This is a genomic window from Lysobacter spongiicola DSM 21749, from assembly GCF_900167055.1.
GTDB lineage: Bacteria > Pseudomonadota > Gammaproteobacteria > Xanthomonadales > Xanthomonadaceae > Novilysobacter > Novilysobacter spongiicola.
Window position 1 is genome coordinate 167,909 of sequence record NZ_FUXP01000002.1, and the last position, 25,518, is coordinate 193,426.

Below are 25,518 nucleotides of genomic sequence, written 5' to 3' on the forward strand. Positions count from 1 at the left end.
GTTGGCACCGACGTGGCGCGCGTGATGGGGTAAACGACCACCGCGCGTAGCGGTTGACGCCACCGCCGATCCGTTCAGTTGACTTTCACCGAACTGGCATCACCGGCATCACGCTGGCCGGCGCTATGCTGGTGCCATGGGCAACACCCCTAGCCAGGACACCGAAGAGCTGCGCCTGTTCCACACCGGGGAGCACCCGTGCGGTTATTGGCCCGACCGCCTGGCGCGGGACCTCGTGCTGGACCCGCGGGACCCGCGACTGGCCGAGCGCTACGCCATGGCGCTGGGGTGGGGCTTCCGGCGCTCCGGCGACATCGTCTACCGGCCGCATTGCCACGGCTGCCGCGCCTGCGTGGCGGTCCGCATCCCGGTGGCGCGGTTCCGGCCGGACCGGAGCCAGCGTCGCTGCCTCGTCCGCAACGCCGCTGTCGAAATGCGGATACAGCCGGCACGGCGCACGGAAGAGCAACTGGCCCTGTACCGCCGCTACCTGAAAACCCGGCATCGGGACGGCGGCATGGACGACCATGGCGCCCGCGAGTTCGAACAGTTCCTCATCGGGCGCTGGAGCGAGGGACGTTTCCTCGAACTTCGGGAGCGCTCCAAGGAAGGGCCCGGCCGATTGCTCGCGGTGGCGGTGACCGATGTCGTGGAAGACGCGCTGTCCGCAGTCTATACCTTCTACGAGCCCGAGGCCGCCTTCCGCGGGCTGGGCACGCTGGCGATCCTCAAGCAGATCGAATGGGCGCGCCGGGAAGGGCGCGACCACCTGTACCTGGGCTACTGGATTGGCGGACACGGCAAGATGGATTACAAGAAGCGGTTCCGCCCGCTGGAGGGCTTTGACGGCCGTGCCTGGCGCGACCTCGATTTCGGAGACACTGCATGAAGCTGCCGCTTCGTCCGCCTTGCCTGGCCCCGTCGAACACCCGGTTCCGGAAGGCACTCGCCCCGCTGGCCATGCTGGTGGGGACGGTACTCCTGTCGGGCTGCCTGCGGGTGGCGGTGCACGGCGACCCGGAGGCCTACATGGACAATGCCGACAGCCCCCCCGGACAGGCCCTGCGCGTGGCGACCTACAACACGTCGCTGTATGAGAATGAGGCCGGCGGCCTGGTGCGCCGGCTTGCCGCACAGGATCCGGAGGCGCGCCGCATCGCGGCCCTCCTGCAGCGCACGCGGCCGGACGTCGTGCTGCTCAACGAATTCGACTACGACGCCAATGGGCGGGCGGCCGACCTGTTCCAGCGCGACTACCTCGAAGTCGCCCAACCGGGAGGCGGAGAACCACTGAGTTACCGGTATCGCTACCTCGCCCCCGTCAACACCGGCGTGCCCAGCGGGCTCGACCTGGACGGCAACGGCGAGGTCGGCGGCGCCGGTCGCGAACGTGGCAACGATGCCTGGGGCTACGGGTTGCACCCGGGGCAATACGGCATGCTGGTGCTATCGCGCCATCCGATCGACGAAGCGGGAGTTCGCACCTTCCAGCAGCTTCGCTGGAGTGCCATGCCTGGCGCACGTCGCCCGGTGGATCCGGTGACGGGCGCATCTTGGTATCCGGAACCGGTGTGGAGCCAGCTGAGGCTGTCGTCGAAATCACACTGGGACGTGCCGATCCGCAGTCCCTTGGGCACGGTGCACCTGCTGGCCGCCCACCCGACGCCGCCGGTCTTCGATGGTCCCGAGAACCGCAATGGCCTGCGCAACGCGGACGAGATCCGCCTGTGGGCCGAGTACATCGATCCCGCCCCGGCCCCGTGGATCTGCGACGACCGGGGACGCTGCGGTGGACTGGCGGAAGACGCGTCGTTCGTGGTGGCGGGTGACTACAACGCCGACCCCTCCGACGGCGACGGCGTAGCCGGTGCGATGGCCCAGCTGCTCGATCACCCTCGGGTCAATGCCGGCTTCGTGCCGCGCAGCGAGGGTGCGGTGCAGCGGGCAGCCGAACGGAGCGTGCCCCGGGACGGTGACGTGGCCGCCCATACCGGGGATTTCGGGCCGAAGGCAGGCACCCTGCGGCTGGACTACGTGCTGCCCTCGGCGGATCTGCAGGTGGTCGACGGCGGCGTTTTCTGGCCGCGCCCGGACCAACCAGAGGCCGCGATCGCCGGTGCCAGCGACCACCACCTGGTCTGGCTGGACCTCAAGCGCCCGGAGTAGCCTCGGGGTCCGGCACCACGGGCTTGCCGTCCGAAGCCTGTCGGGTCGACTCCACCGCGATGCGCGGGCCGAAGCCGAACGACTCGTCGCTGCGCGCGGACACCACCATGCGCACCATGCTGGTGGGTACCATCAGCTCGAGCTCGACCGCGGCACCGGAGGTGGTGCGGCCGTCCAGGACCATCTTCGCCAGTGCACCGCCGGTGTCGACGTTGCGGCAGATCACGTGGGCGCCGTCTCCTTCGCCCTGGAGGTAGGGCTTGATCGCCTCCCCCAACGCTTCGATGGCCTGGGGGAAAAAGAAGATCGCGTAACCGTTGTTGTCCATCAATGACTCCGTGTGGGGCTGCGCTATCGCAGCTCGATGTGCAGGCATGCGGCGGCGTCACGCGCTTTCCGCCTGGCCTGCTCGATGTCGTCGCCCAGCGCCAGCGTCACCGCGACCCGGCGCTGCCCGTCGACGCCAGGCTTCCCGAACAGGCGCAGTTGCGTATCGGGCTCCTGCAGCGCGGCATCCACGCCCGAGAAGATGGGCACCCCTTGGCCGCGGGCCAGTACCGCACAGGAGGCGGCCGGGCCGAGCGAGCGAATCGCCGGGATCGGCAGCCCGAGGATCGCGCGGGCATGCAGTGCGAACTCGCTCAGGTCCTGCCCCGCCAGGGTCACCAGGCCGGTGTCATGCGGCCGGGGCGATACCTCGCTGAACCAGACCTCGTCGCCGCGGATGAAGAACTCCATCCCGAACACGCCCCAGCCGCCGAGATCATCGGCCACCCGGCGCGCAATGTCGCGGGCCCGTTCCAACGCCAGGGCGGACATCGGTTGCGGCTGCCAGCTCTCGCGGTAGTCACCGTCTTCCTGGGTATGGCCGATGGGTTCGCAGAAGCTGGTGCCGCCAGCGTGGCGCACGGTGAGCAGGGTGATCTCGTAGTCGAAGTCCACGAAACCTTCGACGATGGCCCGGCCCGCGCCGGCCCGCCCCCCGCTCTGCGCGTACGCCCAGGCCGCATCGATCTCTCCACTGCTTCGCACCGTCGACTGGCCCTTGCCCGACGAGGACATCACCGGCTTGACCACGCAGGGCAGGCCGATCGCCTCGACCGCTTCGCGGTAGTCCTCCAGCGTGTCCACGAACCGGTACGGGGAAGTCGGCAGCCCCAGCGTCTCCGCGACCAGCCGCCGGATCCCTTCACGATCCATGGTCAGGCGGGCTGCACGCGCGGTGGGGATGATCCGGACATCGCTGCCACGCTGGGCGAATTCACGCTCCAGTGCCACCAGGGTCTCGGTATGGATGGCTTCGATCTCGGGCACGATCAGCGCGGGCCGCTCGGCGGCGACCAAAGCACGCACCGCTGCACCGTCGAGCATGTCGAGCACGTGGCTACGGTGGGCAACCTGCATCGCAGGGGCATTGGCGTAGCGATCGGCCGCGATCACTTCGGCGCCGAAACGCTGCAGCTCCAGCGCGACTTCCTTGCCGAGCTCGCCCGAGCCGAGCAGCAATACGCGGAAGCCATGGGGAGACAGTGGAGTGCCGATGGTGACCATGGAGCGCCGGAGGATGAAGGAAGCCCACAGTCTAACTTCCGTGCCCGCACCGGCGGCTGTCCATGCACGGCGACCCCGTGCCATCCTTCCGCCATGCTCCGCTCCAACCACCCGGTGATCCGCTCTGCTGGCCGCGCCATGGCCACGGGCCTGTTGATCCTGGCGGCCGCCTGCACGCAGCCGGTCGAGGAGGAGCGCCTGCCCGAACCCCGCCTGGAGGGCGTGCTGCTGGACATGCAGCTCAGCGAGGTCAGCGGGCTTGCCGCCTCCCGGCAACATGAAGGCATCGTCTGGCTGCACGACGATGGCGACAACCCTGCGCGGCTTTTCGCGGTGAATACCTCCGGACGCCGCGTCGCCACTTTCGGCATCGACGGCGTCACCAAGACGGATTGGGAAGACATCGCAGCGTTCGAGCTTGAGGGCCGTCATTACCTGCTGCTGGCCGACACTGGCGACAACGGCGGACTCCGGCGCACCCTGCAACTGCACGTGATCGAAGAGCCCGGCAGCTTGACCAATGCCCGCCTCACGCCGGCCTGGTCGCTTGCTTTCCGCTGGCCGGACGGTGCCCGCGACTGCGAAGCCGTGGCGGTCGATGCCGAACGGGGCGAAATCCTGCTGGTATCCAAGAAACGCGAGCCACCGGAGCTGTTCACGCTCCCCCTGCGCCCCGGGAGCCAGCGATTGCTGACCGCGCGCCCTGCAGGCTTGCTCGCGGGTGTGCCCAACCCAACACCGGGGCCGGACGGCGGGCAGCCATCCGGCCGCTCCCGCTACGATGCCCAGGTGACCGCCGCGTCGGTCTCGCCGGATCGTCTTACGCTCGCGGTGATGACCTATCGGCACCTGCTGCTCTATTCCCGCGAACCGGGCGCGAACTGGACCTCCGCCGTCGAGTCGCAACCGGCCACCAGCGAGCTGCCCTGGCTCCCCCAGGCCGAGGCGCTGGGCTGGTCCGCCGACGGTAGTGCCCTGTACGCCACCGGCGAGTTCATCCCGGCACCGCTGTATCGGATACCGGCGCAGCCAGCCGACTGAACGGCGTCTCCTTGCTCCGCCTGCGCGCGAGCGGGACAATGGCCCACTTGCCGTCCGATGCCGTATTGATGATCGATCCGCAACAATTCCCCCGCCTGTCCCGCATCGATCTGCCGGCCGACCTGCGCCAGTTCCCGCAGGAGGAGCTGACCGCCGTCGCCGACGAGCTGCGTGGATACCTGATCGAACAGGTCGCCCAGTCCGGCGGCCATTTCGGCGCGGGCCTGGGCGTGATCGAGTTGACGGTCGCACTGCACTGGCTTTACGAGACCCCCCGCGATCGCCTGGTCTGGGATGTCGGCCACCAGACCTATCCGCACAAGATCCTCACCGGACGCCGCGACACCATCCGCACCGTCAAGCAGAAGGACGGCGTCGCCCCGTTCCCCAAGCGGGAAGAATCCGAATACGACACCTTCGGCGTCGGCCACAGCTCCACCAGCATCTCCGCCGCGCTCGGCATGGCCATTGCCAGCGCACGCGCCGGCGACGACCGCAAGGTGGTGGCGGTGATCGGCGACGGCGCAATGACCGCCGGCATGGCGTTCGAGGCGCTGAACCACGCAGGTGGCATGGATCCGGAGCCGAACCTGCTGGTGGTCCTCAACGACAACCAGATGTCGATTTCCGAGAACGTTGGCGGGTTGACCCAGATGCTCGGACGCCTCACCGGGAGCCGCACCCTCAACGCGCTGCGCGAAGGGGGCAAGAAGCTGCTGGGCGACAAGAACAAGCCCGCGGCCCGGTTCGTGCGGCGCTGGGAGGAGCACTGGAAGGGCATGTTCGTGCCCTCCACCCTGTTCGAAGAGATGGGCTTCCACTACACCGGTCCCATCGACGGGCATGACATGGACGCGCTCGTCGCAACGCTCAAGACCCTGAAGGGACTGGGCGGACCGCAGCTGCTCCACATCATCACCACCAAGGGCAAGGGCTACGAGCTGGCCGAGGGGGACCAGATCGGCTACCACGCCGTGGGTCCGTTCGACCCCACCCGTGGACTGGTCAGCAAGCCGAGCGTCAAGAAACCCACCTACACCGATGTCTTCGGCGATTGGCTCTGTGACATGGCCGCGGCGGACGAGACGCTGCTGGGCATCACCCCGGCCATGCGCGAGGGCTCGGGCCTGGTGCGCTTCAGCCGGGAATACCCGGATCGCTATTTCGACGTCGCCATTGCCGAACAGCACGCGGTGACGCTGGCGGCCGGCATGGCTTGCGAGGGCGCCAAGCCGGTCTGCGCGATCTACTCGACCTTCCTGCAGCGCGGTTACGACCAGCTGGTCCACGACGTGGCCCTGCAGGAGCTCGACGTCCTGTTCGCGATCGACCGCGGCGGCGTGGTGGGGCCCGATGGCGCGACCCACGCCGGCAACCTCGACCTCAGCTACCTGCGCTGCGTCCCCAACATGGTGGTCATGGCCCCGGCGGACGAGAACGAATGCAGGCAGATGCTGTCCACCGGCTTCCGGTTCAACGGCCCGGCGGCAGTGCGCTATCCCCGCGGAACCGGCCCGGGCGTTGAGGTCCGGCCTGCGCTGGACGTACTGCCCATCGGCAAGGCGGAGGTCCGCCGATCCGGCGGCCCGATCGCCCTGCTCGCCTTCGGCGCGCTGGTGCCGGCTGCCGAACAGGTCGCCGAGGAACTCGGGCTGACGGTGGTCAACATGCGCTTCGTCAAGCCGCTGGATCGGGAGTTGCTGTTGGAGCTGGCGAAGAGCCACGAGGGTTTCGCGACGCTCGAAGACAATGTCGTCGCCGGTGGCGCGGGCTCGGGCGTCGCCGAGCTGCTGTCGGCGGAAGGCATCGTGCTGCCAGTCCTGCACCTGGGCCTGCCAGATGTATTCCAGCACCATGGCAGCCGGGAACAACTGCTGGCAGAGGCAGGCCTGGACGCAGCAGGCATCCGGGCGTCGCTGGTGGCGCGCTGGCCGCGGCTGCTCGAGTCCCCGACGACGCGAAGCGTCGCCAGCTGAGACCGCCATCGCGTACAGCCGTGGCGCCACAAACAGAAACGCCTGGCTTGGAGGCCAGGCGTTCTGCATCTTGATTGGTCGGGACGGCCGGATTTGAACCGACGACCACCTGTCCCCCAGACAGGTGCGCTACCAGGCTGCGCTACGCCCCGAATGTCTTGCTGCCCACCTTGCGGCGGGCGGTGAGTATAGCCGACTTGCGCGCCGACCGGCACCTGCCGGACGGCCGTTTTCTATCGCTTGAGCAACTGCAGGACTTCTTCCAGCTCCATGCGCACCTGCTTGATGATCTGCGAGCTCAGGGCCGATTCGTCACGGCCCGCCTCGCCCTCCAGCCGCAGGCGCGCGCCACCGATGGTGTAGCCCTGCTCGTACAGCAGTCCGCGGATCTGGCGCACCATCAACACCTCGTGGCGCTGGTAGTAGCGTCGGTTGCCGCGTCGCTTGACCGGGTTGAGCGTCGGGAACTCCGTCTCCCAGTAGCGGAGCACGTGCGGCTTGACGTCGCACAGCTCACTGACTTCACCGATGGTGAAATAGCGTTTGGCCGGGATCGGCGGAAGCTCGCGGTTGCTGCCGGGATCAAGCATGTCCGGCACCGCCATAGGCTTCCACGCGTTCCTTCAGCTTCTGGCCCGGACGAAAGGTCACCACCGTGCGCGCGGAAATCGGGATTTCCTCGCCGGTCTTGGGGTTACGGCCGGGGCGCTGGTTCTTGCGACGCAGGTCGAAGTTGCCGAACCCCGACAGTTTCACCTGACGGCCGCTCTCCAGCGCCTGGCGCAGGGAGTCGAAAAACGCATCGACGAATTCCTTCGCCTCGCGCTTGTTCAGCCCTACTTCGTCGAAAAGTCGCTCGGCCATCTCGGCCTTGGTCAATGCCATCGCCCTGTTCCTTCCATCCACTACGTGCCGACCCGGTCTAGCAGGCCGGTCGCCCTGTCATCCGCGGATCGTAGCCCCGTGCTCGCGCTGCAACGCGGCGGTCACCGAGGCCACCACCGCATCCACATCGGCGTCGGTCAGGGTGCGCGATTCTTCCTGCAGAATCAAGCCCATAGCGAGACTCTTGCACCCGGTTTCCACGCCTTTACCCTGGTACACGTCGAACAGCACCAGGTCGCGCAGGATCGATCCGGCGGCGCCTCGTACGCAGCCTGCGAGCTGCCCCCAGGACACCGCCTGCGGCACCACGAAGGCGAGGTCGCGCCGCACCGAAGGATATTTGGAACGGTTCCCGGCCTTCGGCAGCGGACGCGCCAGAAGCGGCACGAGGTCCGCTTCGAACACCACCACCCCGGTGTCGATCTCCAGTGCCTTCAGCAGGCGCGGGTGCAGCTCCGCCACCCACCCAATCCGGACCTCCTGACCGCCATCCACCCGGAACACCTCCGCGCACCGCCCCGGATGCGCCCACGGCGCCTGCGCCGGGCGACACTCCAGTTCGGCGCGGGCAAGCGCGGCCAGGCTGGACAGGTCGCCCAGCAGGTCGTGGAAGCCGACCGAGCGCTCGTCGCCGTCCCACTGCTCGCCCCTGGCAGTGCCGCTGGCCACCGCGGCGACCCGCGGAACATGGCTGAACCCATCCGCGGTACGGGCGAAGACATTACCGAGCTCGAACAGCCGCACCCGGGACTGCTGGCGAGCTGCATTGCGGCCGAGTGCGGCGACCAGGCCCGGCAACAGCGACGTGCGCATCACCCCGAGTTCCGCACTGAGCGGATTCGCCAGTGGCACCACGCCCTTCTCCAGCCCCCAATCGGCCAGCAGCGCGCTGTCGACGAACGCGTAATTGATGGTTTCCAGGAAGCCTCGGGAGGCGAGGTGGCGGCGGGCAGTGCCTTCCCCGACCCGGGTCTCGCTGGGCACCTGCAACGGCGCCGCCCCGGCCGGGAGCTGGACCGGGATCGCGTCGTAACCGTGGATGCGGGCGACCTCCTCGATCAGGTCCTCCTCGATCGCCAGGTCGAAGCGGCGGCTGGGAGGCGTGACCAGCCAACCGTCGGCGTTGGTCTCCACCGCCAGGCCGAGCGCGCCGAGGATGCGGGAAATATCCGCATCAGCGATCGTCATCCCGAGCACACGCGCCACGCGGGCCCGGCGCAGCAGGATCGGCGCGGGCGCCGACAGGTGTTCCGCCAGCTCCGTTTCGACCACAGGACCTGGCAGGCCACCAGCGGCCTCCATGATCAACCGGGTGGCATATTCGATCGCTTCGCGCGGCAGCCTGGGATCCACCCCGCGTTCGAAGCGGTGGGCGGCGTCGGTATGCAAGCCGAGCCGGCGGCTGCGGCCGGCGATCGCGGCCGGCGCGAAATGCGCCGCTTCCAGGAAGATGTCGCGGCTTTCGCCGGTCACCCGCGTGTCGAACCCGCCCATGATGCCCGCGAGCGCGACCGGCCGGTCGGCATCGGTGACCAGCAGGAACTGCTCGTCCAGCGCCACCTCGCGCCCGTCCAGCAACTTCAGCGATTCGCCTGCGCGTGCGCGGCGTACGCCGACCGGACCGGAAAGCGCTGCCCTGTCAAAGGCGTGCATCGGCTGGCCCAGCTCGAGCATCACGTACTGGGTCACATCGACAAGCAGCGAAACCGGCCGGACGCCACTGCGGCGCAGGCGTTCGGCCATCCAGGCGGGAGTCGCCGCGGCAGCGTCCACGCCCTGGATCACACGCCCGCAGTACCGAGGCGCATCGACGCCGGCAGACAACTCGATCGCCAGTGCGGCATCGTTGGCAGGCGCCACGGGCTCCACCTCGAACGGCACCACGGCACCTCCAGTCGCCGCAGCCACGTCGAAAGCGATGCCGCGGATCCCGAAGCAGTCGGCGCGGTTGGGGGTGAGCTTGATCTCGATGCTGGCATCCGGGAGCCCGAGCACCTCGACCACCGGTTGCCCCGCGGCGGCATCGGCCGGGAGTTCGAGCAATCCCGAACCATCGCTGTCGATGCCCAGTTCACGGGCCGAACAGAGCATGCCGAAGGACTCGACGCCGCGGAGCTTGGCCGGCTTGATCTTCATGCCGCCCGGGAGCACCGCGCCCACGGTGGCCAATGGCGCTACCAGCCCGGCACGGGCGTTCGGCGCCCCGCATACGATCTGGACGGTGCCCGCCGCGCCGGCATCGACCTCGCAGATCTGCAGGCGGTCCGCTTCCGGATGCGGCGAGGCCTTGATGATCCGGCCCGCGACGACGCCATCCAGGGACTCGCCCAGTGCGGTGACCTCTTCGACCTCGAGGCCGATGGCCGTGAGGGTGGCGACCAGTTGGTCGCGGCTGGCGGCGGTCGGGATGTGCTGGCGAAGCCAGTTCTCTGAAAACTTCATCTGTTCGGTCCAGGCAGGTCAGGCGAACTGGCGCAGGAAACGCACGTCGTTGTCGAAGAAGCTGCGCAGGTCGTCGACGCCGTAGCGCAGCATCGCGAAGCGCTCGACACCCAGACCGAACGCGAAGCCGGTGTGGCGCTCCGGGTCGATGCCGACGTTGCGCAACACGTTCGGGTGCACCATCCCGCAGCCCAGAACCTCGAGCCAGCGGGTGCTGCCGTCCGGCTGCTGCCAGGCGATGTCGACCTCGGCGGAGGGTTCGGTGAAGGGAAAATAGCTGGGACGGAAGCGCATCTCGAAATCGCGCTCGAAGAAGGCGCGCACGAGCTCCGCCAGCGTGCCCTTCAGGTCCGCGAAGCTGGCGTGCTCGTCCACCAGCAGGCCCTCGATCTGGTGGAACATCGGGGTGTGGGTCTGGTCGCTGTCGCTGCGGTAGACCTTGCCGGCGGCGATCATGCGCAGGGGCGGCGTGCCGCCCCGGGCCAGCAGGTCCTGCATGTAGCGCACCTGCACGCCCGAGGTGTGGGTGCGCAACAGGTGGCGGCCCGCTTCGCCCCCGGCAGCGGGAGCATCGACGTAGAAGGTGTCGTGCATGGCCCGGGCGGGGTGGTGCGGCGGGAAGTTGAGCGCCTCGAAGTTGTGCCAGTCGTCCTCGATTTCCGGGCCGTCGGAGAGCTCGAAGCCGAGGCGGGCGAAAATGTCGACGATGCGCTCGAGCGTCCGCGTGACCGGGTGGAGGCCGCCGCGTGCCGCATCGATGCCCGGCAGGGTGACATCGATGGTTTCGGCCGCGAGCCGCGCGTCCAGCGCTGCGGATTCCAGCGAGGCCTTGCGCTCCGACAGCGCCTGCGACAGCGTGTCGCGGGCGCGGTTGATGGCCTCGCCGGCCGCCTTGCGCTGGTCGGCCGGGAGCGTGCCGAGTTGTTTGAGCTGCGCGGTGACGGTGCCGGACTTGCCGAGCAGCGCCACCCGCAATGCCTCGATCGCCTGCGGCGAATCGGCGGCTTCGATGTCGGCCAGCGCCTGGGCGGCCAGTGCTTCGATGTCACTCATGCTGGAGTTCCTGTCACAGCCACAATCGGTCGGGCCCTTGTAGGAGCGGCTTCAGCCGCGATCGGATGTGCGATCGACTGCGCCGGTTTCAGCTCGCGGCTGAAGCCGCTCCTACAGATGCAGATCTGCTGGCCCCAAAAACGAACATGGGGAAGGACTTGCGCCCTTCCCCATGCGTGTACTTCGTTGTCCGACCGCGATCCGCCGGGAAACCGGCGGCCGCGATGCGACACCTTACGCTGCGAGCGCGCCCTTGGCCTTTTCGGTCAGCGCGGCAAAACCCGCCGCATCGTGCACGGCGATATCCGCCAGCACCTTGCGGTCCAGGGTGATGCCGGCCTTCATCAGGCCGTTCATGAAGCGGCTGTAGCTGATGCCGTTGGCGCGGGATGCGGCGTTGATACGCGCGATCCACAGCGAACGGAAATTGCGCTTCTTCTGCTTGCGGCCGATGTAGGCGTACTGCAACGCCTTCGTGACCGCCTGCTTGGCGACGCGGAAGACCTTGCGACGGGCGTGGTAGTAGCCCTTGGCCTGCTTCAGGATCTTCTTGTGGCGCCGACGCGCCTGTACACCACGTTTGACTCGTGCCATGTCTCAGTCCTCCTCAGGCGTACGGCAGCATGCGGGCGATACGGCCTGCATCCTCGGGACGGACGTGGTTCGTCTGCCGGAGGTTGCGCTTCCGCTTGGTCGCCTTCTTGGTGAGGATGTGGCTACGGTTGGCGTGGCCGCACTTGAACTTGCCGGATGCGGTCTTGCGAAAACGCTTGGCCGCCCCGCGATGGGTCTTGATCTTGGGCATTGCGAATGTCCTTTCGGGTTCTTGTCACTGGCCTGGGCGGTGGCTGCGCCACACTTTCCGTCCTGCCCGTGCCGGCTTGTAAGTCGTTGATCCAGAAGGAATCCGCGACAGGTCCTGGCAATACGTGAAACACCCCGGCGAACCGGGCCGGCCATTATGCCGGTGCGGGAGGGCTGCGTGCAACTCGTTGGCTCGGGCGCGCTGTGGCGTTGCGTCCCCGGCTGCCGTTGTAGGAGCGGCTTCAGCCGCGATCGTGGAGCCGGCGCGAGCGACCGGTCATATGTTCGCGGCTGAAGCCGCTCCTACAAAAGCATGGGGAGGCGCGGCAAAGCCTCCCACATGGAAAAGGCGCCTTTCGGCGCCTTTCCGGGACTGCGCGCAAAACGGGCACTCAGGTCTTCTTCTTCGGGGCGATCATCATCACCATCTGCCGCCCTTCCAGGCGCGGGCGGGACTCGATGACGATGTCTTCGCCAAGGTCGGCCTCGATCCGGCCGGCCATCTCGCGACCCAGCTCCTGGTGGCTCATCTCGCGGCCACGGAAGCGGATGTTGACCTTGATCTTGTCGCCTTCCTCCAGGAAGCCGCGCATCTTGCGCAGCTTGATCTGGTAGTCGCCCTCATCAGTGACGGGACGGAACTTCACTTCCTTGATCTCGACCTGCTTCTGCTTCTTCTTGGCCGCATTGGCCTTCTTCTGCAGGTCGAAGATGTACTTGCCGAAGTCCATCACCCGGCAGACCGGCGGGTCGCCATGGGGCTGGATTTCGACCAGGTCGAGTCCTTCTTCCTGGGCAAGGCTCAGGGCTTCGTCGCGGGACAGTACGCCGACCATCTCGCCGTCGCTGCCGATCACGCGCACCTTGGGTACACGGATCTCCTGATTCTTGCGGTTCCGCTTTTCGGGGGTACTGATATTGCAATCTCCGTTGTCGAACGTGCCGCCCGCTGGGCGCGGACGGGGCTGTATCTAACCTGCTTGATCTGGACCTACATTGCCTCAGGCGGCGTTTTCATCGCGTAAACGCGTGGCGAATTCCGAGACCGGCATCGATCCGAGATCCTCCCCTCCACGCGAACGCACCGCCACGTGCCCGTTTTCCTTCTCGCGGTCACCGACCACCAGCAGGTACGGCACGCGCTGAAGCGTGTGCTCGCGAATCTTATAGCCGATCTTTTCGTTGCGCAAATCAGCCTGGACCCGGAACCCTTGATCTGCAAGGGATTTCCGCACCTGCTCCACCCAGTCGGCCTGCGCATCGGTGATGTTGGCCACCACCGCCTGCACCGGCGCCAGCCAGGCCGGGAACTGGCCGGCGTGGTGCTCGATCAGGATGCCGATGAAACGCTCCATGGAGCCAACGATGGCGCGGTGCAGCATGACGGGGTGGCGCTTCTGGCTGTGCTCGTCCACGTATTCCGCGCCCAGCCGGCCCGGCATCATGAAATCGACCTGCATCGTGCCCAGCTGCCACGTACGTCCGATCGCGTCGCGCAGGTGGTACTCGATCTTGGGGCCATAGAAGGCACCCTCGCCCGGCAGCTCTTCCCATTCCACGCCCGCCGACCGGAGGGCCGACCGCAAGGCGTCCTCGGCCTTGTCCCAGGTGGCGTCGTCGCCCAGGCGGGGCTCGGGGCGCAGCGCCAGCTTGACCTGCACGTCGGTGAACCCGAAATCGGCGTACACCTTCATCGCCTGCTGGTGGAAGGCGGTGACCTCCGGCTCCACCTGCCCTTCCGTGCAGAACACGTGGCCGTCGTCCTGGGTGAAGCCGCGCACGCGCAGGATGCCGTGCAGCGCGCCCGACGGCTCGTTGCGATGGCAGGCGCCGAACTCGCCATAGCGAATGGGGAGATCGCGGTAGCTGTGCAGGCCGTGGTTGAACACCTGCACATGGCCCGGGCAGTTCATCGGCTTCAGCGCGTAGGTGCGCTTCTCCGACTCGGTGAAGAACATGTTCTCCTTGTAGTTGTCCCAGTGGCCGGACTTCTGCCACAGGGTCACGTCGAGGATCTGCGGGCAGCGCACCTCGTCGTAGCCGGAGTCGCGGTAGACCTTGCGCATGTACTGCTCGACCACCTGCCAGATCGACCACCCTTTCGGGTGCCAGAAGATCAGGCCCGGGGCTTCTTCCTGCAGGTGGAAGAGATCCTGCTGCTTGGCGATCTTGCGATGGTCGCGCTTCTCGGCCTCCTCCAGCTGGTTCAGGTAGGCCTTCAACTCCTTGTCGTTGAGCCAGGCGGTGCCATAGATGCGGCTGAGCATCTGGTTGTTGTGATCGCCTCGCCAATAGGCGCCGGCGACCTTCATCAGCTTGAAGGCGCGAAGTTTGTCGGTGGAAGGCACGTGCGGTCCGCGGCACAGGTCGGTGAACTCGCCCTGGCTGTACAGCGACAGGTCCTCGTCGGCCGGGATCGACTCGATGATCTCGGCCTTGTAGTGCTCGCCGATGCCCTTGAAGAATTTCACCGCCTCGTCGCGCGATTTGACGCTGCGGCTGACCGGCTGGGCTTCCTTGACGATCTTCTTCATCTCTTCTTCGATCGCCGGCAGGTCCTCGGGTGTGAAGGGACGCTCGAAGGCGAAGTCGTAGTAGAAGCCGTTGTCGATCACCGGGCCGATCGTGACCTGGGCCGCGGGATGCAGGCGCTGCACGGCCTGGGCCAGCAGGTGCGCGGTGGAATGGCGCAGGACCTCCAGCGCGTCGGGGTGCTTGTCGGTGACGATCTCGAGCGAAACGTCGCGATCGATGCGGAAGCCGGTGTCCACGAGCTTGCCGTCGACCTTGCCCGCCAGCGCGGCCTTGGCGAGGCCGGGACCGATCGAGGCGGCGACCTCGCCGACGGAGACGGGGGCTTCGAATTCACGGCGGGAGCCGTCGGGAAGGGTGATCGCGATCATGGGCGTGGTGTCTTGGCTTTACGTAGGAGCGGCTTCAGCCGCGATTGGATAATCGGTCGCTTGTACGGCCCACGGATCGCGGCTGAAGCCGCTCCTACAAGGAAAAGAAGAAGCGCGGGCTGCACAAACAAAGGCGCCACGAGGGCGCCTGCGCAATGCGGAAGCCTCGGGCGGAGTCAGCGATGGGCGGTGGTAGTGTCCATGTCGCACGCTCGGCCGGCGGTGTTGCCGCGGGCCACCTCGGGTTTCAGGCCCAGCCGGTTGCTGCGCCACGTGGCCATAATAGTGGACCAGCGGGATGCGAAGTCAATTCGGGTGGCGTCCTAGTCCCGCTCCACCATCTTGAAGAAGCGGCTGCGTTTTCCGTCGGCAGTCTGCTCCTGGTACAGGAACGCCAGGTCGTCGTCCTCGAACCTCTCGAAGAACTCGTCCCAGCTGATTCGCTTCAGGGCCGGGTCGTCGCGGAACGAAATCCGCAACAGCGCGATTTCGTCACCATCTTCATCCACGCCCTTGGCGCTCACGGGGACACCGTCGCGGGCCTCGGCCCAACGCCGGATCTCCTCATGGTTGATCGTCGTTTTCGCTTCGTGCTTCGCTGTCATCCGCCGCCTCCGGAGCCCATCGCCGGGCTGATTGTTTCACAGCGGATTCCGGCGGCGCATGCATTTCCGTGACGAGGGCACACCGTACATGGTGGACGGTCGCACCGGTTACCGCAAAAGCAAACGGCGGGACCCGAAGGCCCCGCCGCTGGCGTGGATGTGGTGGGCGGTACAGGGTTCGAACCTGTGACCCCTACCATGTCAAGGTAGTGCTCTACCGCTGAGCTAACCGCCCTTTCGCCATGACAACCCGGCGAGAGGCCGCGCAGTTTATCCCGGCACGGGGCCGCCGGCAATAGCCGGGTTACCCTGCGAAACCCTGCTCCTTGAGCTTGTTCAGCTGGTCACGTACCGAGGCGGCCTGTTCGAACTCCAGGTCGCGGGCGTGCTGGTACATCTGCTGCTCGAGCTTCTTGATGCGGGCGGAGAGTTGGGCGGGGCTGAGTGCTGCGTATTCGGCGGCTTCCTCGGCGGCCTTGCGGGCCTTGCCGCGGCCCTTCAACGCGTCGGGGTCGACCCGGGCGCCTTCCATGATGTCCACCACCGGCCGGTTGATCGACGCCGGCGTGATTCCGTGCTCGGTGTTGTACTCGACCTGCTTGGCCCGGCGCCGGTCGGTCTCCTCGATCGCCTTCTGCATCGAATTGGTGATGCGGTCGGCGTACAGGATGGCCTTGCCTCGCACATTGCGGGCCGCGCGGCCGATGGTCTGGATCAGCGAGCCGGCCGACCGCAGGAAGCCTTCCTTATCCGCGTCGAGGATCGCCACCAGCGACACCTCGGGCATGTCCAGTCCCTCGCGCAGCAGGTTGATGCCGACCAGCACGTCGAACTTGCCCAGGCGCAGGTCACGGATGATCTCCACGCGCTCGACCGTGTCGATGTCCGAATGCAGGTAACGCACCCGCACGCCGTGCTCGCCCAGGTACTCGGTGAGGTTCTCGGCCATGCGCTTGGTGAGCGTGGTGATCAGCACGCGGTCGCCCATGGCGGTGCGCTTGCTGATCTCGCCCAGCACGTCGTCGACCTGCGTGGCCACGGGACGGATCTCGACTTCGGGATCGATCAACCCGGTGGGGCGCACCACCAGCTCGGTGATCTCGCCTTCCGAATGTTTGAGCTCGTAAGGCCCGGGCGTCGCGGACACGAAGATGGTCCGTGGCGAGCGCCCTTCCCACTCCTCGAACTTCAGCGGCCGGTTGTCCAGCGCCGACGGCAGCCGGAAACCGAATTCCACCAGTGTTTCCTTGCGCGAGCGGTCGCCCTTGTACATGGCTCCGACCTGCGGAACCGTCACGTGCGACTCGTCGCACACCAGCAGCGCGTCCGGCGGCAGGTAATCGAACAGGCACGGCGGCGGCTCGCCCGGCATATGACCGGTGAGGTGGCGGCTGTAGTTCTCCACGCCGTTGCAATAGCCCACCTCGGCCAGCATTTCCAGGTCGAACTGGGTGCGCTGGGCCAGGCGCTGGGCCTCGACCAGCTTGTTCTGCGCGTACAGTTGCTCCAGCCGCACCTTCAGCTCGTCCTTGATCGCATCGACCGCGTCGAGCACCGTCCGCCGCGTTGTCACGTAGTGCGACTTCGGATAGATGGTGTAGCGCTGCAGCTTGCGCAGGCTCTCGCCGGTCAGCGGGTCGAACAGGCTGACGTTCTCGATCTCGCCATCGAACAGCTCGATTCGCACCGCCTCCATTTCGGACTCGGCCGGGTGCACGTCGATCACTTCGCCGCGCACCCGGTAGGTGCCCCGGCGCAGCTCCGTGTCGTTGCGGCTGTACTGCATCTCGGTGAGGCGCCGGATCAGCTCGCGCTGGTCGATCCGCTCGCCCTTCACCATGTGCAGGACCATCCGGAAGTACTCGTTGGGGTCGCCCAGGCCATAGATCGCCGAAACCGTGCAGACGATGATGCAGTCACGCCGCTCCAGCAGTGCCTTGGTCGCCGACAGCCGCATCTGCTCGATGTGCTCGTTCACCGAACTGTCCTTCTCGATGAAGGTGTCCGATGACGCCACGTAGGCCTCGGGCTGGTAGTAGTCGTAATAGCTGACGAAGTACTCCACCGCATTGTTCGGGAAGAACGACTTGAACTCACCGTACAGCTGGGCCGCCAGCGTCTTGTTCGGCGCCATCACCAGGGTCGGCTTCTGCACCTGCTGGATGACGTTGGCGATGGTGTAGGTCTTGCCCGAACCGGTCACGCCCAGCAGGGTCTGGTGGGCCAGGCCGTTCTCGAATCCGGCCACTAGCTTCTCGATCGCCTGCGGCTGGTCGCCCGCAGGGGAGTACGACGAGACGAGGTGGAAGGTACCTTCGGTCGGCGGCGCGGGAATGTGGCTGTCGTTCATCGGGTCGCGGCGGGGGCAGAACCCCCAGTGTAGGGCGACTGGGTGGATGGGGGCGCGCGTGGGGAAACCCTACCCCCGCGCGGGCCGTTGGCGGATCGCCGTTCATCGCGCGTGCGGCCAAGCTGCGCCGGTCCCGAAAGGAATCGGAGTCATCCATGCCCACGCCCCGGCGCCACGGCTTCACCCTGGTCGAGCTCATGGCCACCCTCGCGGTCCTGGTGACCCTGCTCACCCTCGGAGTGCCGGCGTTTGCCGGTCTCCAGCAACGCATCCGCGTGGCCACGACCTTCCACCTGTTGAGCGCCTCCCTCGCCAGCGCCCGGATCGCGGCGGTGAAGCACGGAGGCGCCGTGGCCGTCTGTCCCAGCAGCGATGGCCGGACCTGCCGCGGAAATACCATCTGGGACGACGGCTGGATCCTGTTCCGGGACCCTGCCAACGCTGGCCGGCCCTTGGCCGCCGACGATGTACTGCAGGTGTTCGACGGGGTCGGGGGCGGCCTGGCCCTCCGCAGCACCCGCGGTCGCGTCCGGGTGAGGTTCACCCCCGACGGATGGGCCTACGGCAGCAACATCAGCATCCGCCTGTGCGACGTACGGGGCGAGCGGCGGCATCTGGGCAGCGTCGTGGTCAACAATGCGGGCCGCACCCGCAGCGAGCGCCTGGAGGCTACGGCCTGCCCGTTCTGATGCGCTGGAGGCTTGACCGGGCCGCCCCAGCGCTTACAATGCGCATCCCCGCCCGAATAGCTCAGCTGGTTAGAGCACTTGACTGTTAATCAGGGGGTCGTTGGTTCGAGTCCAACTTCGGGCGCCAAGATCATAAGAAAAAGGCCTGCATCGCTGCAGGCCTTTTTTGTTATGCCGGATTCTTTCCCTACCAGCACTCGCTAGCCGTGCCGACAGAATCCTTCGCGCCTGTGTGGGTAAGGGTCATCGCCCCGCATTTATCACTCGCTTGCGGCCCACCGGCCACTGGGGTTGCCGTAATCGTATAGGTGCGGGCAGCTTGGTTAGCCAGCCCGAATGCGTAATGAGGAGCCAAATCTCCTGTGCATTCGGTCTGGGGCAGGCCCGTCCCAGCATACGTCAGGTTAGTGGTGTAGAAGCGCTCCATGAACTGGGCCATCTCGATCGCACACCCGGCCGCCGCATTGCGCCGCGTCTTCATCACGTGGTTCTGGTAGCTCGGGATCGCGATGGCCGCGAGGATCGCGACCACGGCGACCACGATCATCAGCTCGATGAGCGTGAAGCCCCGCGCGACAGGGTGGCGCGGGTAAAAGGTGGGCGCAGCGGGATTGGTCATCATCTGGTTCCTCATTGTTCATCGCCTCTGCATTTCGCGCCACGAGATGCGCCCGGATGCGCTGGGAACGCCTGTCGGGGTGTCCTCGGGAGGACCACCAGCCGAACCGCCAGCAGCGAGATAACCGGTTCCTGCGCCATTATCGATTAGGACCGCATCGGTCACCATGCCCAATCCCAGATCGATGGAGCCGACAGGATTGCCACCAACCTGGTCGTTGCTGGGATTACCATCACCATCGAGGTCGAAAAAGTGCTCACCCACACTCGCGCCGGTGAATGCATTGAGCGCGTTGATGTAGCCACGTCCTCCGGGTACGCAGGGGTCTTGGCTTGGGATGATGCTCGATGTGAGCAGCACCGAAGCCATTACCTGTGGGTTACCGATCACGCGCTCGCCTTCCGCCTGACTCGACGGTGGCGTGAGCATATCGATGAACCAGCCACGCTTGTTTACCCCAATACTGTCCACGGCGGTCTCAAAGCTCCGCACCGGGGTGCCATCCGCGGCCGCACCAGTGGTCTCGATAGATCGCTCCACCAGCCCATTGGCATCACCTTGGCCGTCGTTCTGGGCACGGGTGCCGATGGCAGCGTTATCGTCGATGATGCCGTACATGGATTGGATGCTGAGGTTTGGCGAACCATCGTTGTTCCACAGGTCGTCTTCGTTGAGCAAGCGACCAGTGCCGAAGAATATCCAGCGGCGGTAGGTCACTGGATCGATACCAATCGACACTCCACCCGTGATCGGCTGGGGGTTGCCCGAGGCATCCGTGGCCGTGAACAGCGGTTGGGGATTGTTGCCACCAATCGCGACGTCCCATTGGCTCTTGTTGGTATGTGACAGGTCGAACTTCCACAGATTCCCCTTCTGGTCGCCGGCGTAAAGCAGGTCAACATCCCCGTCGCCATCGGAGTCCCAACCACGGGGTGCGGACAAGCCGTTGTCGCCGCCGACCCCGGTGTCGACCTTCTTGACTGCGCCATTGTCCACATTGATAACCCACAGAACTGCGCGACCATTGGTGCTGTTGATGCCATTGCCAAAGATCGCGCTCACGCTGCCGTCGTTCAACTTGGCGATGATTGGTGCGCCGGTCACCAAGCCCATGTCGCCATCACCTGCCGTATCGAAAAGCACGTCCGTGGCATTGAAACCGCCCGGATTGGATACGTCGAGGGCAAATACGCCCTTTCCGCCTCGTCCGAGGGTGCCTACCAACAGGTCCCGTCCATTCGGATGGGTGGCTGTCTGCGTCAAGGCGCGATCGGAAACGACCACGGGACCATCCACGAAATACCGATGCTCGTAATCGAGCGCTGCCAGCTCCTTCAATTCGGACATATCCACACCACGCGGCACATACGCGAAGCGTTCCCGCCCGTTGGTGCCGTTGAATGCGTGCAACATGCCGTCGTTGGCACCGACGTACACGGTGTCGGTCGGCGCAGCGTAGTAAGGAGAACTATGGATGATGTCGCCCAGCAGCGACGACCGCGCCCGCAGGTCGCCGTTGTTGTTGGTGGTCTCACCGGAATCGTCACCCTTGATGTAGTCCGCGTAACTGTGGCCGTTGGAGCTACTGCCAAGCTCAGATTGCTGCGTCGCGGTCGGGAAGGATCCCTTTGCGCCCGTCGAGTCCGTCGTGTAGATGCGGCGATCACCCCAGTCAGGCAGCTGTTCTGATGCCTCCCAGACGGGGCTGAGCGAATTCACCCCCGAGCTGGTGACAGGGTACGCAATCAACTCGCCGCTCCAGTCCCCGCTCAGATACCTGGCTTGGAATAGCTTGGTGTCGCTTCCGACGGACGTGCTGCTGGCTGCGACGTTCGAGGCTGAACTGGTGCGATTGGCAATTACACCAAGCGCATCCTTGAGCCCTTCGGCGAAAGCCGCAGGATCGGCGGCGGCCACGAACTCTCCGCGACCGTTGACTGCCGCATGCAGCAGGTCGTCGATCCGCGCGGGATTGCTCGAGTGGGGGTTCGGCCACGACGCATAATCCACGGGAACATCGTCGACGCTGTCAAACCCGGTGCTGCCACTAAGACCGATCGAAAGGCTGAACGTTACCATGTGCTGCCAGAAGGCCGGATTGGCGACCGACACCGGCACGACGTTCTCCATCCCCGGCCGCAGGTCGGACTTCCAGTACCGCATCGCCACGTCGGCAAGTGTGTCTGACTGATTGTCCTGATATGGAGCGGCTGGCTGATAGCTGTATATCCGGCCTGCGGATCCATCGGGATTGTCGGGAGCGCGATGCTCATCGCCCGCCGTATTGTCCGCATTTCCCACTGAGCTCGGTGAGCCGCCATTCCAGTAGCCATCGCTCGTGAGGATGGAGAAGTTCTGCCGGCACTGGAACTGCTCGCCCTGAGCATTCAAGTCCCCGCCGTACGGGCCATCGACAGCACTGCTACTAAAATAGTCGCCCGCACTCTGCAGAGCACGCCTCAGGGGGGTCGTCGAGGAGCTGCGAGCGCCAAACAGTCGACCGAACCAGGTCTCCCGGTTGTCCCCGCGGAATAGACCGTTGTCGGAACCCACCGGAATATCAAGCTTGTCCCTGCCCCAGATCGTTGTGAATCCAACCCGGTACCTATCTTCCGGCAAACCGCCGAACGCTTCGCTCGCCCCGGCTTTGGCCGCCTTCATCCGCGTGCGATGGTAGGAGAACCAAGTGGCGTAGTTGTTGCGCTCGTCCTGTTCCGACCGACGAGGCTTCCCACCACTGCGCGAAGGAGTCTGCCGCACCTCGTTCCCTGTCCCGTCCTGATCCGATCGGATGATCTGGAGGTTCGACTTGATGGTGAAGCGATAGTAATTATCGGCGTTGTTCAGATACGTGGTGTCGGTACGGGTGAGATCCTTGGGCACAAAGAATACCTGGTCTCCTCCGCAAATCTCGATATCGGAATCATTCTCGCGAGAGGTACCACAGCTATGCATGTTCGAAAGGTCGATCGGCTGGGAAGCATAAACAGCATCCGCCAAGGCCTCTCCATACGACGTACCTTCGCTTTGGCGGCTCCCAGTCCAGTCCATCCATGCGCGGTAGTCGATGTCAGGGTTGTAGTACAGAACATTGTGGACGTACGACTTGTCCTGGATCCTGTCACTGAACTGGTTGGAACGGCGCTCCGCCGGCATGGCCGGATAGCTCATTGAACCCGAGTCATCCAGGATGAACAGGATATTGGGAGGAATGCCGTTGCCGGAGCTGGGTGGCACCGGCGGCACTTCGACAGCCGCGTGAACCGGCATAGCCATCAGCGTCGCGAGCGCGACAACCAACACTTGGGAGAACGTATTGCGCGGCTTCGGCCGGGTGGTCATGGTGGACTTCATGTCGTTCTCCGATCAGGTTCCGGCAAAGCTGGACTGCAGGACGACGAATGCACGGCCGTCTCCAGCATTACTACGGGCGGTAATGCGATAACGCGGCTTCATGCATGCCGGGTGGCGGGGAATCAGCCGGTCACACATGGCCCAACTGGGCGCTTCGCCCATGTATTCGACGAAGTACTGGGGCGTCCCCACCTTGTCGACCGGCAGTGCGTCCACCCAACCATTGAAGTTGGGGTTGTCCGCGCGTTCCGGCACGCCTTCGGCCGGTATCGGCGTGGAGCACAATCCGTCAGCGCAACCCCCGCCGGCTGCGGGGAACGAGGCCACGATTCCCGGCGCGCGCAGGCGGTTCTCGGCGTGTCGCAGCGCGGCTTCTGCAGCCTGAAAGCTCAGGCTGCGGTCATACATGTTGGCGCTCATGCGCTCTTCCATCAGGGTACCGCGCAGGCTCGCCAGGCCCAGCAGCGTCATCATCAGCAGCAGGACGAGCACCACGATGAGGGCTGCACCCCGTTGCGGTGCGGGAAGTCGACCATGTTGATTGTTCATAGCGTCCTGTTCCGAAGGTTCACGACGTGCTCGATGTCACGCTGCAACGCCTGCCCGTCCGTACCTTCCCGACCGGGGCCTTCCACCTGCAGCGCAATCTTCGCCGCGACGACCTGCGACCAGTCGAGTCCCGCGGCGGCCGGGACGTAGTTCACGCTGCCGTTGAGCAGATACTCGACCTGCATGTCCTGCACACCTTCGGCGATCTCTTCCGACTGTCCCGCGGGATTACCCTTGTCCATGGCGACACGGTAGAGCGAGCGCCCGCCGCGGCCGTTGTCGGCAACGAACCAGCGTGCGGCCTCGAGCTTTGCGACCACCGAGTTGGGTGCATAGGACTTCGGCGTTCCGTTGCCGCCGTCGCAGATGAGGGGCACTCCAAGTCCCTTGGTGCAGTTCCCGCCACCCGTGTTGTGCCCGATCGTCATGCTCGAGGGATTGCCGGTCACCTGGAAGATCGACCCCTGCGTGTAGTCGCAGACAATGAGGATGTCACCGGTCTCGAACCCATGGTCGCTGGTGTTGACCTTCAGGTTCGCCGCATTCGGGTTGGAAGCGGTGTCGATAACAACTCCCCCGTTTGTGGCAGAGAGTAGATCGATCGCGTCGGTTCCCGCCGCCGTCCCGGCCAACGCACCGTTTTCGTAACCGACAACGCCATTGCCCAAGTCGGACCACCAGGTGGATCCGACGCTAAGCACATTGACGATCGGCACCCCGTTCGAGCACGCATTGCCCCCAGCCTCGCGCACCTCGCGTGCCATCAGCTCGAATGCAGCCCGCGCATTCTCCTGAACCCGGGAGAGACTCTCGGTGGCACGGTAGGTCCGCTGGTTGGACAGGAAGGCGCCGACCGCGCTGCCCACCACGAGCAAACCGAGCAGCATCGCAATCATCAGTTCGATCAGGCTGAGGCCGCGCTGGAAAGAACGCCGCGCCCGCCGTTCCGGCAGCGACCCGATGGGGAAAGCGCTCATATACGGGTCTCCGTGCTGAATTCCTGCTGCGCTTCGCCTTCAAGCCCGCGCACATCGTTCCAGCGCACGGTGATGGTGCAGTACTGCGTCGCGAGCACGCACTGGATCTGACCGCAGGCATCCGCACCCATCCCCCCTGTCTGCATAGATGTCAGCCAGCGCGCGACGTCTCGTTGAGCCAGAGTGCCGGCGTCGGGGTCCCCGGCGGCGCACTGCATGCCGCCGGTGTCGTACTGACCTGCCCGCGCGGCCACCAAGTTGGCACGCATCGAGTCGAGAATGCCGTAGGTATGGATCACCGCTTGGCTGCGCTCGAGCGAGCTTTGGCTGTTCTTCAGCGCCGTGGCCTGTAGCGCGGCGATGCCGAGCAGGCCGACGGCGAAAACGAGCACGGCGATCATGACTTCGACAAGGCCAACGCCTTTCTGCAGCGCGGCAGCGCAGCGTGGGGTGATCATTTGTTGCGCTCCTTGCACTTCTTCTTCTCCTCCTTGTCCTTAATCTTCGCGCAGTCGCTGTTTCCCGGACCTCGGCCGTCTCCGTCGTCGTCCCCGCTGTCGTCGTCGTTTCCGGGATCCCCTCCGCCCGTGTCACCACCACCGCCCGCGTCGCCGCCGCCCGTGCCGCCTCCACCAGTGCCGCCTCCACCAGTATCGCCGCCGCCCGTGCCGCCGCCGGCAGAACCACCATCGTTGCCGCCACCAGCTCCAGAGCCACTGCCAGCGCCGCCGGGGGTTCCGCCGGCACCGCCGCCGCTTCCGTTCCCATTGCCGCCGCCGTTGTTCCCACCGTTCCCGTTCCCGCCGCCCGGACCACCGCCGCCACCGGCGACGGGAGGCACGGCTGCCCCGGCCGCGGCATTGGCCGGGACGATGCAGTTGCCACCGCCATCGGAAGGCGATGTGGAGAAACGGCTACCCGAGGCAATCGATACGAAACGGATGTTCTCCTCCGGGCGCTCGGTGGGAATGCAGACCGCGAGGGTGCCGTTCATCAGTGCACCCGCTGCCGTGTAGGCGCGGCCATCGGAGCGGAAGGCAATCGGGTTGCCACCAATGTTGCCGCTCGCCAGCACCTGCACGGGGGCGCGGGTCTCGCCAGTGCGGACGGTCTCATCGACCGCACCGTCCTGGTTGGTATCTACGCGAACCAGCCATTGGGACCAGTCATTCCCGCCGCAGGTCGCGCCATCCGCGCTCGCGCATACTTCCGTGCGGGCGTTGAGCCTGACCGCCTCCATGCGCGCCGACTGGAACGAGCCCACCAGTTCATTGGCGGCACTCGTCAACCGGTTGCTGTTCGCGATGGCCGTGAAGCTCGGCGTGGCAATGGCCAACAGCACGGCAGCCACCGCGATGGTGACCATGAGCTCCACCAGCGTGAACCCGGCCGGTCCGGCAGGCCACTTACGGCCTCGCGCAGTCTGGAAATGCATGGTTCTTCCCCCCAAGGACGTTGACCGGACCTTAACTTGGCTGTTCCCGTGACATCCACTGATGGCCGACCAGCGGACGGGTCCGGGGCATGAATGGCCCCGTGCGCTGGCCTGTCCGG

Annotated in this window: 23 protein-coding genes and 3 tRNA genes; 6 read left to right on the plus strand and 20 right to left on the minus strand. The window is 65.9% G+C overall.

The window, feature by feature from the left end:
* The first annotated feature begins 136 nt into the window (after positions 1-136).
* On the plus strand, positions 137-889 hold the full coding sequence (locus B5D37_RS05035) for an arginyltransferase (RefSeq protein WP_078757614.1): 753 nt from the start codon (positions 137-139) through the stop codon (positions 887-889).
* Complete coding sequence (locus B5D37_RS05040) at positions 886-2,166, plus strand: endonuclease/exonuclease/phosphatase family protein (RefSeq protein ID WP_425478031.1); 1,281 nt, start codon at positions 886-888, stop codon at positions 2,164-2,166. Before B5D37_RS05035 ends, B5D37_RS05040 begins: the two co-directional genes overlap by 4 nt.
* On the opposite strand, the gene B5D37_RS05045 is transcribed toward B5D37_RS05040, so the two are convergent.
* Both B5D37_RS05045 and purT read right to left on the minus strand, forming a co-directional pair.
* Positions 2,150-2,494, minus strand: coding sequence for a hypothetical protein (locus B5D37_RS05045; protein ID WP_078757615.1), 345 nt, complete (start codon positions 2,492-2,494; stop codon positions 2,150-2,152). The two genes, B5D37_RS05040 and B5D37_RS05045, sit on opposite strands and share 17 nt — an antisense overlap.
* A 23-nt stretch (positions 2,495-2,517) precedes the next feature.
* On the minus strand, positions 2,518-3,717 hold the full coding sequence (gene purT, locus B5D37_RS05050) for a formate-dependent phosphoribosylglycinamide formyltransferase (protein WP_078757616.1): 1,200 nt from the start codon (positions 3,715-3,717) through the stop codon (positions 2,518-2,520).
* Positions 3,718-3,810: 93 nt separating this feature from the next.
* Between purT and B5D37_RS05055 the strand changes: the two genes are divergently transcribed.
* Positions 3,811-4,758, plus strand: a complete 948-nt coding sequence (locus B5D37_RS05055) for a hypothetical protein (protein ID WP_078757617.1) — start codon at positions 3,811-3,813, stop codon at positions 4,756-4,758.
* A 68-nt stretch (positions 4,759-4,826) separates the two neighbouring features.
* On the plus strand, positions 4,827-6,734 hold the full coding sequence (gene dxs / locus B5D37_RS05060) for a 1-deoxy-D-xylulose-5-phosphate synthase (RefSeq protein WP_078757744.1): 1,908 nt from the start codon (positions 4,827-4,829) through the stop codon (positions 6,732-6,734).
* Positions 6,735-6,809: 75 nt separating this feature from the next.
* On the opposite strand, the gene B5D37_RS05065 is transcribed toward dxs, so the two are convergent.
* The 12 genes from B5D37_RS05065 to uvrB all read right to left on the minus strand — a co-directional run bounded on the left by B5D37_RS05065 (position 6,810) and on the right by uvrB (position 17,776).
* A tRNA-Pro gene (locus B5D37_RS05065) sits at positions 6,810-6,886 on the minus strand.
* A gap of 81 nt (positions 6,887-6,967) precedes the next feature.
* The gene (locus B5D37_RS05070; protein WP_078757745.1) at positions 6,968-7,324 is read right to left on the minus strand and encodes a MerR family transcriptional regulator; all 357 of its coding nucleotides are present in this window, start codon (positions 7,322-7,324) and stop codon (positions 6,968-6,970) included.
* Positions 7,317-7,619 carry an integration host factor subunit alpha gene (locus B5D37_RS05075; RefSeq protein WP_078757618.1) on the minus strand — a complete coding sequence of 101 codons (303 nt, stop codon included), beginning with the start codon at positions 7,617-7,619 and terminating at the stop codon, positions 7,317-7,319. Before B5D37_RS05075 ends, B5D37_RS05070 begins: the two co-directional genes overlap by 8 nt.
* 57 nt (positions 7,620-7,676) lie before the next feature.
* Positions 7,677-10,061 (minus strand): phenylalanine--tRNA ligase subunit beta, encoded by a 2,385-nt coding sequence (gene pheT, locus B5D37_RS05080; protein WP_078757619.1) that lies wholly within the window; start codon positions 10,059-10,061, stop codon positions 7,677-7,679.
* An 18-nt stretch (positions 10,062-10,079) separates the two neighbouring features.
* On the minus strand, positions 10,080-11,114 hold the full coding sequence (gene pheS, locus B5D37_RS05085) for a phenylalanine--tRNA ligase subunit alpha (protein WP_078757620.1): 1,035 nt from the start codon (positions 11,112-11,114) through the stop codon (positions 10,080-10,082).
* A 234-nt stretch (positions 11,115-11,348) separates the two neighbouring features.
* Positions 11,349-11,708, minus strand: coding sequence for a 50S ribosomal protein L20 (gene rplT, locus B5D37_RS05090; RefSeq protein WP_078757621.1), 360 nt, complete (start codon positions 11,706-11,708; stop codon positions 11,349-11,351).
* Positions 11,709-11,721: 13 nt separating this feature from the next.
* Complete coding sequence (rpmI, locus tag B5D37_RS05095) at positions 11,722-11,919, minus strand: 50S ribosomal protein L35 (RefSeq protein ID WP_078757622.1); 198 nt, start codon at positions 11,917-11,919, stop codon at positions 11,722-11,724.
* A gap of 391 nt (positions 11,920-12,310) precedes the next feature.
* A complete protein-coding gene (gene infC, locus B5D37_RS05100) occupies positions 12,311-12,835 on the minus strand; it encodes a translation initiation factor IF-3 (protein ID WP_200809196.1) in 525 nt (174 codons plus the stop codon).
* 84 nt (positions 12,836-12,919) lie between these two features.
* Positions 12,920-14,821 (minus strand): threonine--tRNA ligase, encoded by a 1,902-nt coding sequence (gene thrS / locus B5D37_RS05105; RefSeq protein ID WP_078757624.1) that lies wholly within the window; start codon positions 14,819-14,821, stop codon positions 12,920-12,922.
* A gap of 323 nt (positions 14,822-15,144) precedes the next feature.
* Positions 15,145-15,426, minus strand: coding sequence for a hypothetical protein (locus B5D37_RS05110; RefSeq protein WP_078757625.1), 282 nt, complete (start codon positions 15,424-15,426; stop codon positions 15,145-15,147).
* A gap of 160 nt (positions 15,427-15,586) precedes the next feature.
* Positions 15,587-15,661, minus strand: a tRNA-Val gene (locus tag B5D37_RS05115).
* Between the two features lie 69 nt (positions 15,662-15,730).
* Positions 15,731-17,776 (minus strand): excinuclease ABC subunit UvrB, encoded by a 2,046-nt coding sequence (gene uvrB, locus B5D37_RS05120; RefSeq protein ID WP_078757626.1) that lies wholly within the window; start codon positions 17,774-17,776, stop codon positions 15,731-15,733.
* Positions 17,777-17,931: 155 nt separating this feature from the next.
* On the opposite strand from uvrB, the gene B5D37_RS05125 reads away from it, so the two are divergent.
* Positions 17,932-18,465 (plus strand): GspH/FimT family pseudopilin, encoded by a 534-nt coding sequence (locus B5D37_RS05125; protein WP_078757746.1) that lies wholly within the window; start codon positions 17,932-17,934, stop codon positions 18,463-18,465.
* A gap of 50 nt (positions 18,466-18,515) precedes the next feature.
* A tRNA-Asn gene (locus tag B5D37_RS05130) sits at positions 18,516-18,592 on the plus strand.
* A gap of 60 nt (positions 18,593-18,652) precedes the next feature.
* On the opposite strand, the gene B5D37_RS05135 is transcribed toward B5D37_RS05130, so the two are convergent.
* From B5D37_RS05135 to B5D37_RS14915, 6 genes are read right to left on the minus strand one after another with little or no spacing between them, the layout of a single operon-like run.
* Positions 18,653-19,084 carry a type IV pilin protein gene (locus tag B5D37_RS05135; RefSeq protein WP_078757747.1) on the minus strand — a complete coding sequence of 144 codons (432 nt, stop codon included), beginning with the start codon at positions 19,082-19,084 and terminating at the stop codon, positions 18,653-18,655.
* Between the two features lie 18 nt (positions 19,085-19,102).
* Positions 19,103-22,438: a pilus assembly protein gene (locus B5D37_RS05140; protein WP_143814153.1), complete on the minus strand. Its 3,336-nt coding sequence runs from the start codon at positions 22,436-22,438 to the stop codon at positions 19,103-19,105.
* Positions 22,439-22,450: 12 nt separating this feature from the next.
* Positions 22,451-22,987, minus strand: coding sequence for a pilus assembly PilX family protein (locus B5D37_RS05145; RefSeq protein ID WP_078757627.1), 537 nt, complete (start codon positions 22,985-22,987; stop codon positions 22,451-22,453).
* Positions 22,984-23,964: a PilW family protein gene (locus tag B5D37_RS05150; protein WP_078757628.1), complete on the minus strand. Its 981-nt coding sequence runs from the start codon at positions 23,962-23,964 to the stop codon at positions 22,984-22,986. The genes B5D37_RS05145 and B5D37_RS05150 overlap by 4 nt, the downstream gene beginning before the upstream one ends.
* Positions 23,961-24,422 carry a type IV pilus modification protein PilV gene (pilV, locus tag B5D37_RS05155; RefSeq protein WP_078757629.1) on the minus strand — a complete coding sequence of 154 codons (462 nt, stop codon included), beginning with the start codon at positions 24,420-24,422 and terminating at the stop codon, positions 23,961-23,963. Before pilV ends, B5D37_RS05150 begins: the two co-directional genes overlap by 4 nt.
* On the minus strand, positions 24,419-25,399 hold the full coding sequence (locus B5D37_RS14915; protein WP_200809191.1) for a GspH/FimT family pseudopilin: 981 nt from the start codon (positions 25,397-25,399) through the stop codon (positions 24,419-24,421). Before B5D37_RS14915 ends, pilV begins: the two co-directional genes overlap by 4 nt.
* Positions 25,400-25,518: the final 119 nt, after the last annotated feature.

Excerpts from the sequence above, each read along its gene's own strand:
- B5D37_RS05035 (WP_078757614.1), top strand. The coding sequence starts at position 137 with ATGGGCAACACCCCTAGCCAGGACACCGAAGAGCTGCGCCTGTTCCAC.
- B5D37_RS05040 (WP_425478031.1), top strand. The coding sequence starts at position 886 with ATGAAGCTGCCGCTTCGTCCGCCTTGCCTGGCCCCGTCGAACACCCGG.
- B5D37_RS05045 (WP_078757615.1), bottom strand. The coding sequence starts at position 2,494 with ATGGACAACAACGGTTACGCGATCTTCTTTTTCCCCCAGGCCATCGAA.
- purT (WP_078757616.1), bottom strand. The coding sequence starts at position 3,717 with ATGGTCACCATCGGCACTCCACTGTCTCCCCATGGCTTCCGCGTATTG.
- B5D37_RS05055 (WP_078757617.1), top strand. The coding sequence starts at position 3,811 with ATGCTCCGCTCCAACCACCCGGTGATCCGCTCTGCTGGCCGCGCCATG.
- dxs (WP_078757744.1), top strand. The coding sequence starts at position 4,827 with ATGATCGATCCGCAACAATTCCCCCGCCTGTCCCGCATCGATCTGCCG.
- B5D37_RS05070 (WP_078757745.1), bottom strand. The coding sequence starts at position 7,324 with ATGCTTGATCCCGGCAGCAACCGCGAGCTTCCGCCGATCCCGGCCAAA.
- B5D37_RS05075 (WP_078757618.1), bottom strand. The coding sequence starts at position 7,619 with ATGGCATTGACCAAGGCCGAGATGGCCGAGCGACTTTTCGACGAAGTA.
- pheT (WP_078757619.1), bottom strand. The coding sequence starts at position 10,061 with ATGAAGTTTTCAGAGAACTGGCTTCGCCAGCACATCCCGACCGCCGCC.
- pheS (WP_078757620.1), bottom strand. The coding sequence starts at position 11,114 with ATGAGTGACATCGAAGCACTGGCCGCCCAGGCGCTGGCCGACATCGAA.
- rplT (WP_078757621.1), bottom strand. The coding sequence starts at position 11,708 with ATGGCACGAGTCAAACGTGGTGTACAGGCGCGTCGGCGCCACAAGAAG.
- rpmI (WP_078757622.1), bottom strand. The coding sequence starts at position 11,919 with ATGCCCAAGATCAAGACCCATCGCGGGGCGGCCAAGCGTTTTCGCAAG.
- thrS (WP_078757624.1), bottom strand. The coding sequence starts at position 14,821 with ATGATCGCGATCACCCTTCCCGACGGCTCCCGCCGTGAATTCGAAGCC.
- B5D37_RS05110 (WP_078757625.1), bottom strand. The coding sequence starts at position 15,426 with ATGACAGCGAAGCACGAAGCGAAAACGACGATCAACCATGAGGAGATC.
- uvrB (WP_078757626.1), bottom strand. The coding sequence starts at position 17,776 with ATGAACGACAGCCACATTCCCGCGCCGCCGACCGAAGGTACCTTCCAC.
- B5D37_RS05125 (WP_078757746.1), top strand. The coding sequence starts at position 17,932 with ATGCCCACGCCCCGGCGCCACGGCTTCACCCTGGTCGAGCTCATGGCC.
- B5D37_RS05135 (WP_078757747.1), bottom strand. The coding sequence starts at position 19,084 with ATGACCAATCCCGCTGCGCCCACCTTTTACCCGCGCCACCCTGTCGCG.
- B5D37_RS05140 (WP_143814153.1), bottom strand. The coding sequence starts at position 22,438 with ATGAAGTCCACCATGACCACCCGGCCGAAGCCGCGCAATACGTTCTCC.
- B5D37_RS05145 (WP_078757627.1), bottom strand. The coding sequence starts at position 22,987 with ATGAACAATCAACATGGTCGACTTCCCGCACCGCAACGGGGTGCAGCC.
- B5D37_RS05150 (WP_078757628.1), bottom strand. The coding sequence starts at position 23,964 with ATGAGCGCTTTCCCCATCGGGTCGCTGCCGGAACGGCGGGCGCGGCGT.
- pilV (WP_078757629.1), bottom strand. The coding sequence starts at position 24,422 with ATGATCACCCCACGCTGCGCTGCCGCGCTGCAGAAAGGCGTTGGCCTT.
- B5D37_RS14915 (WP_200809191.1), bottom strand. The coding sequence starts at position 25,399 with ATGCATTTCCAGACTGCGCGAGGCCGTAAGTGGCCTGCCGGACCGGCC.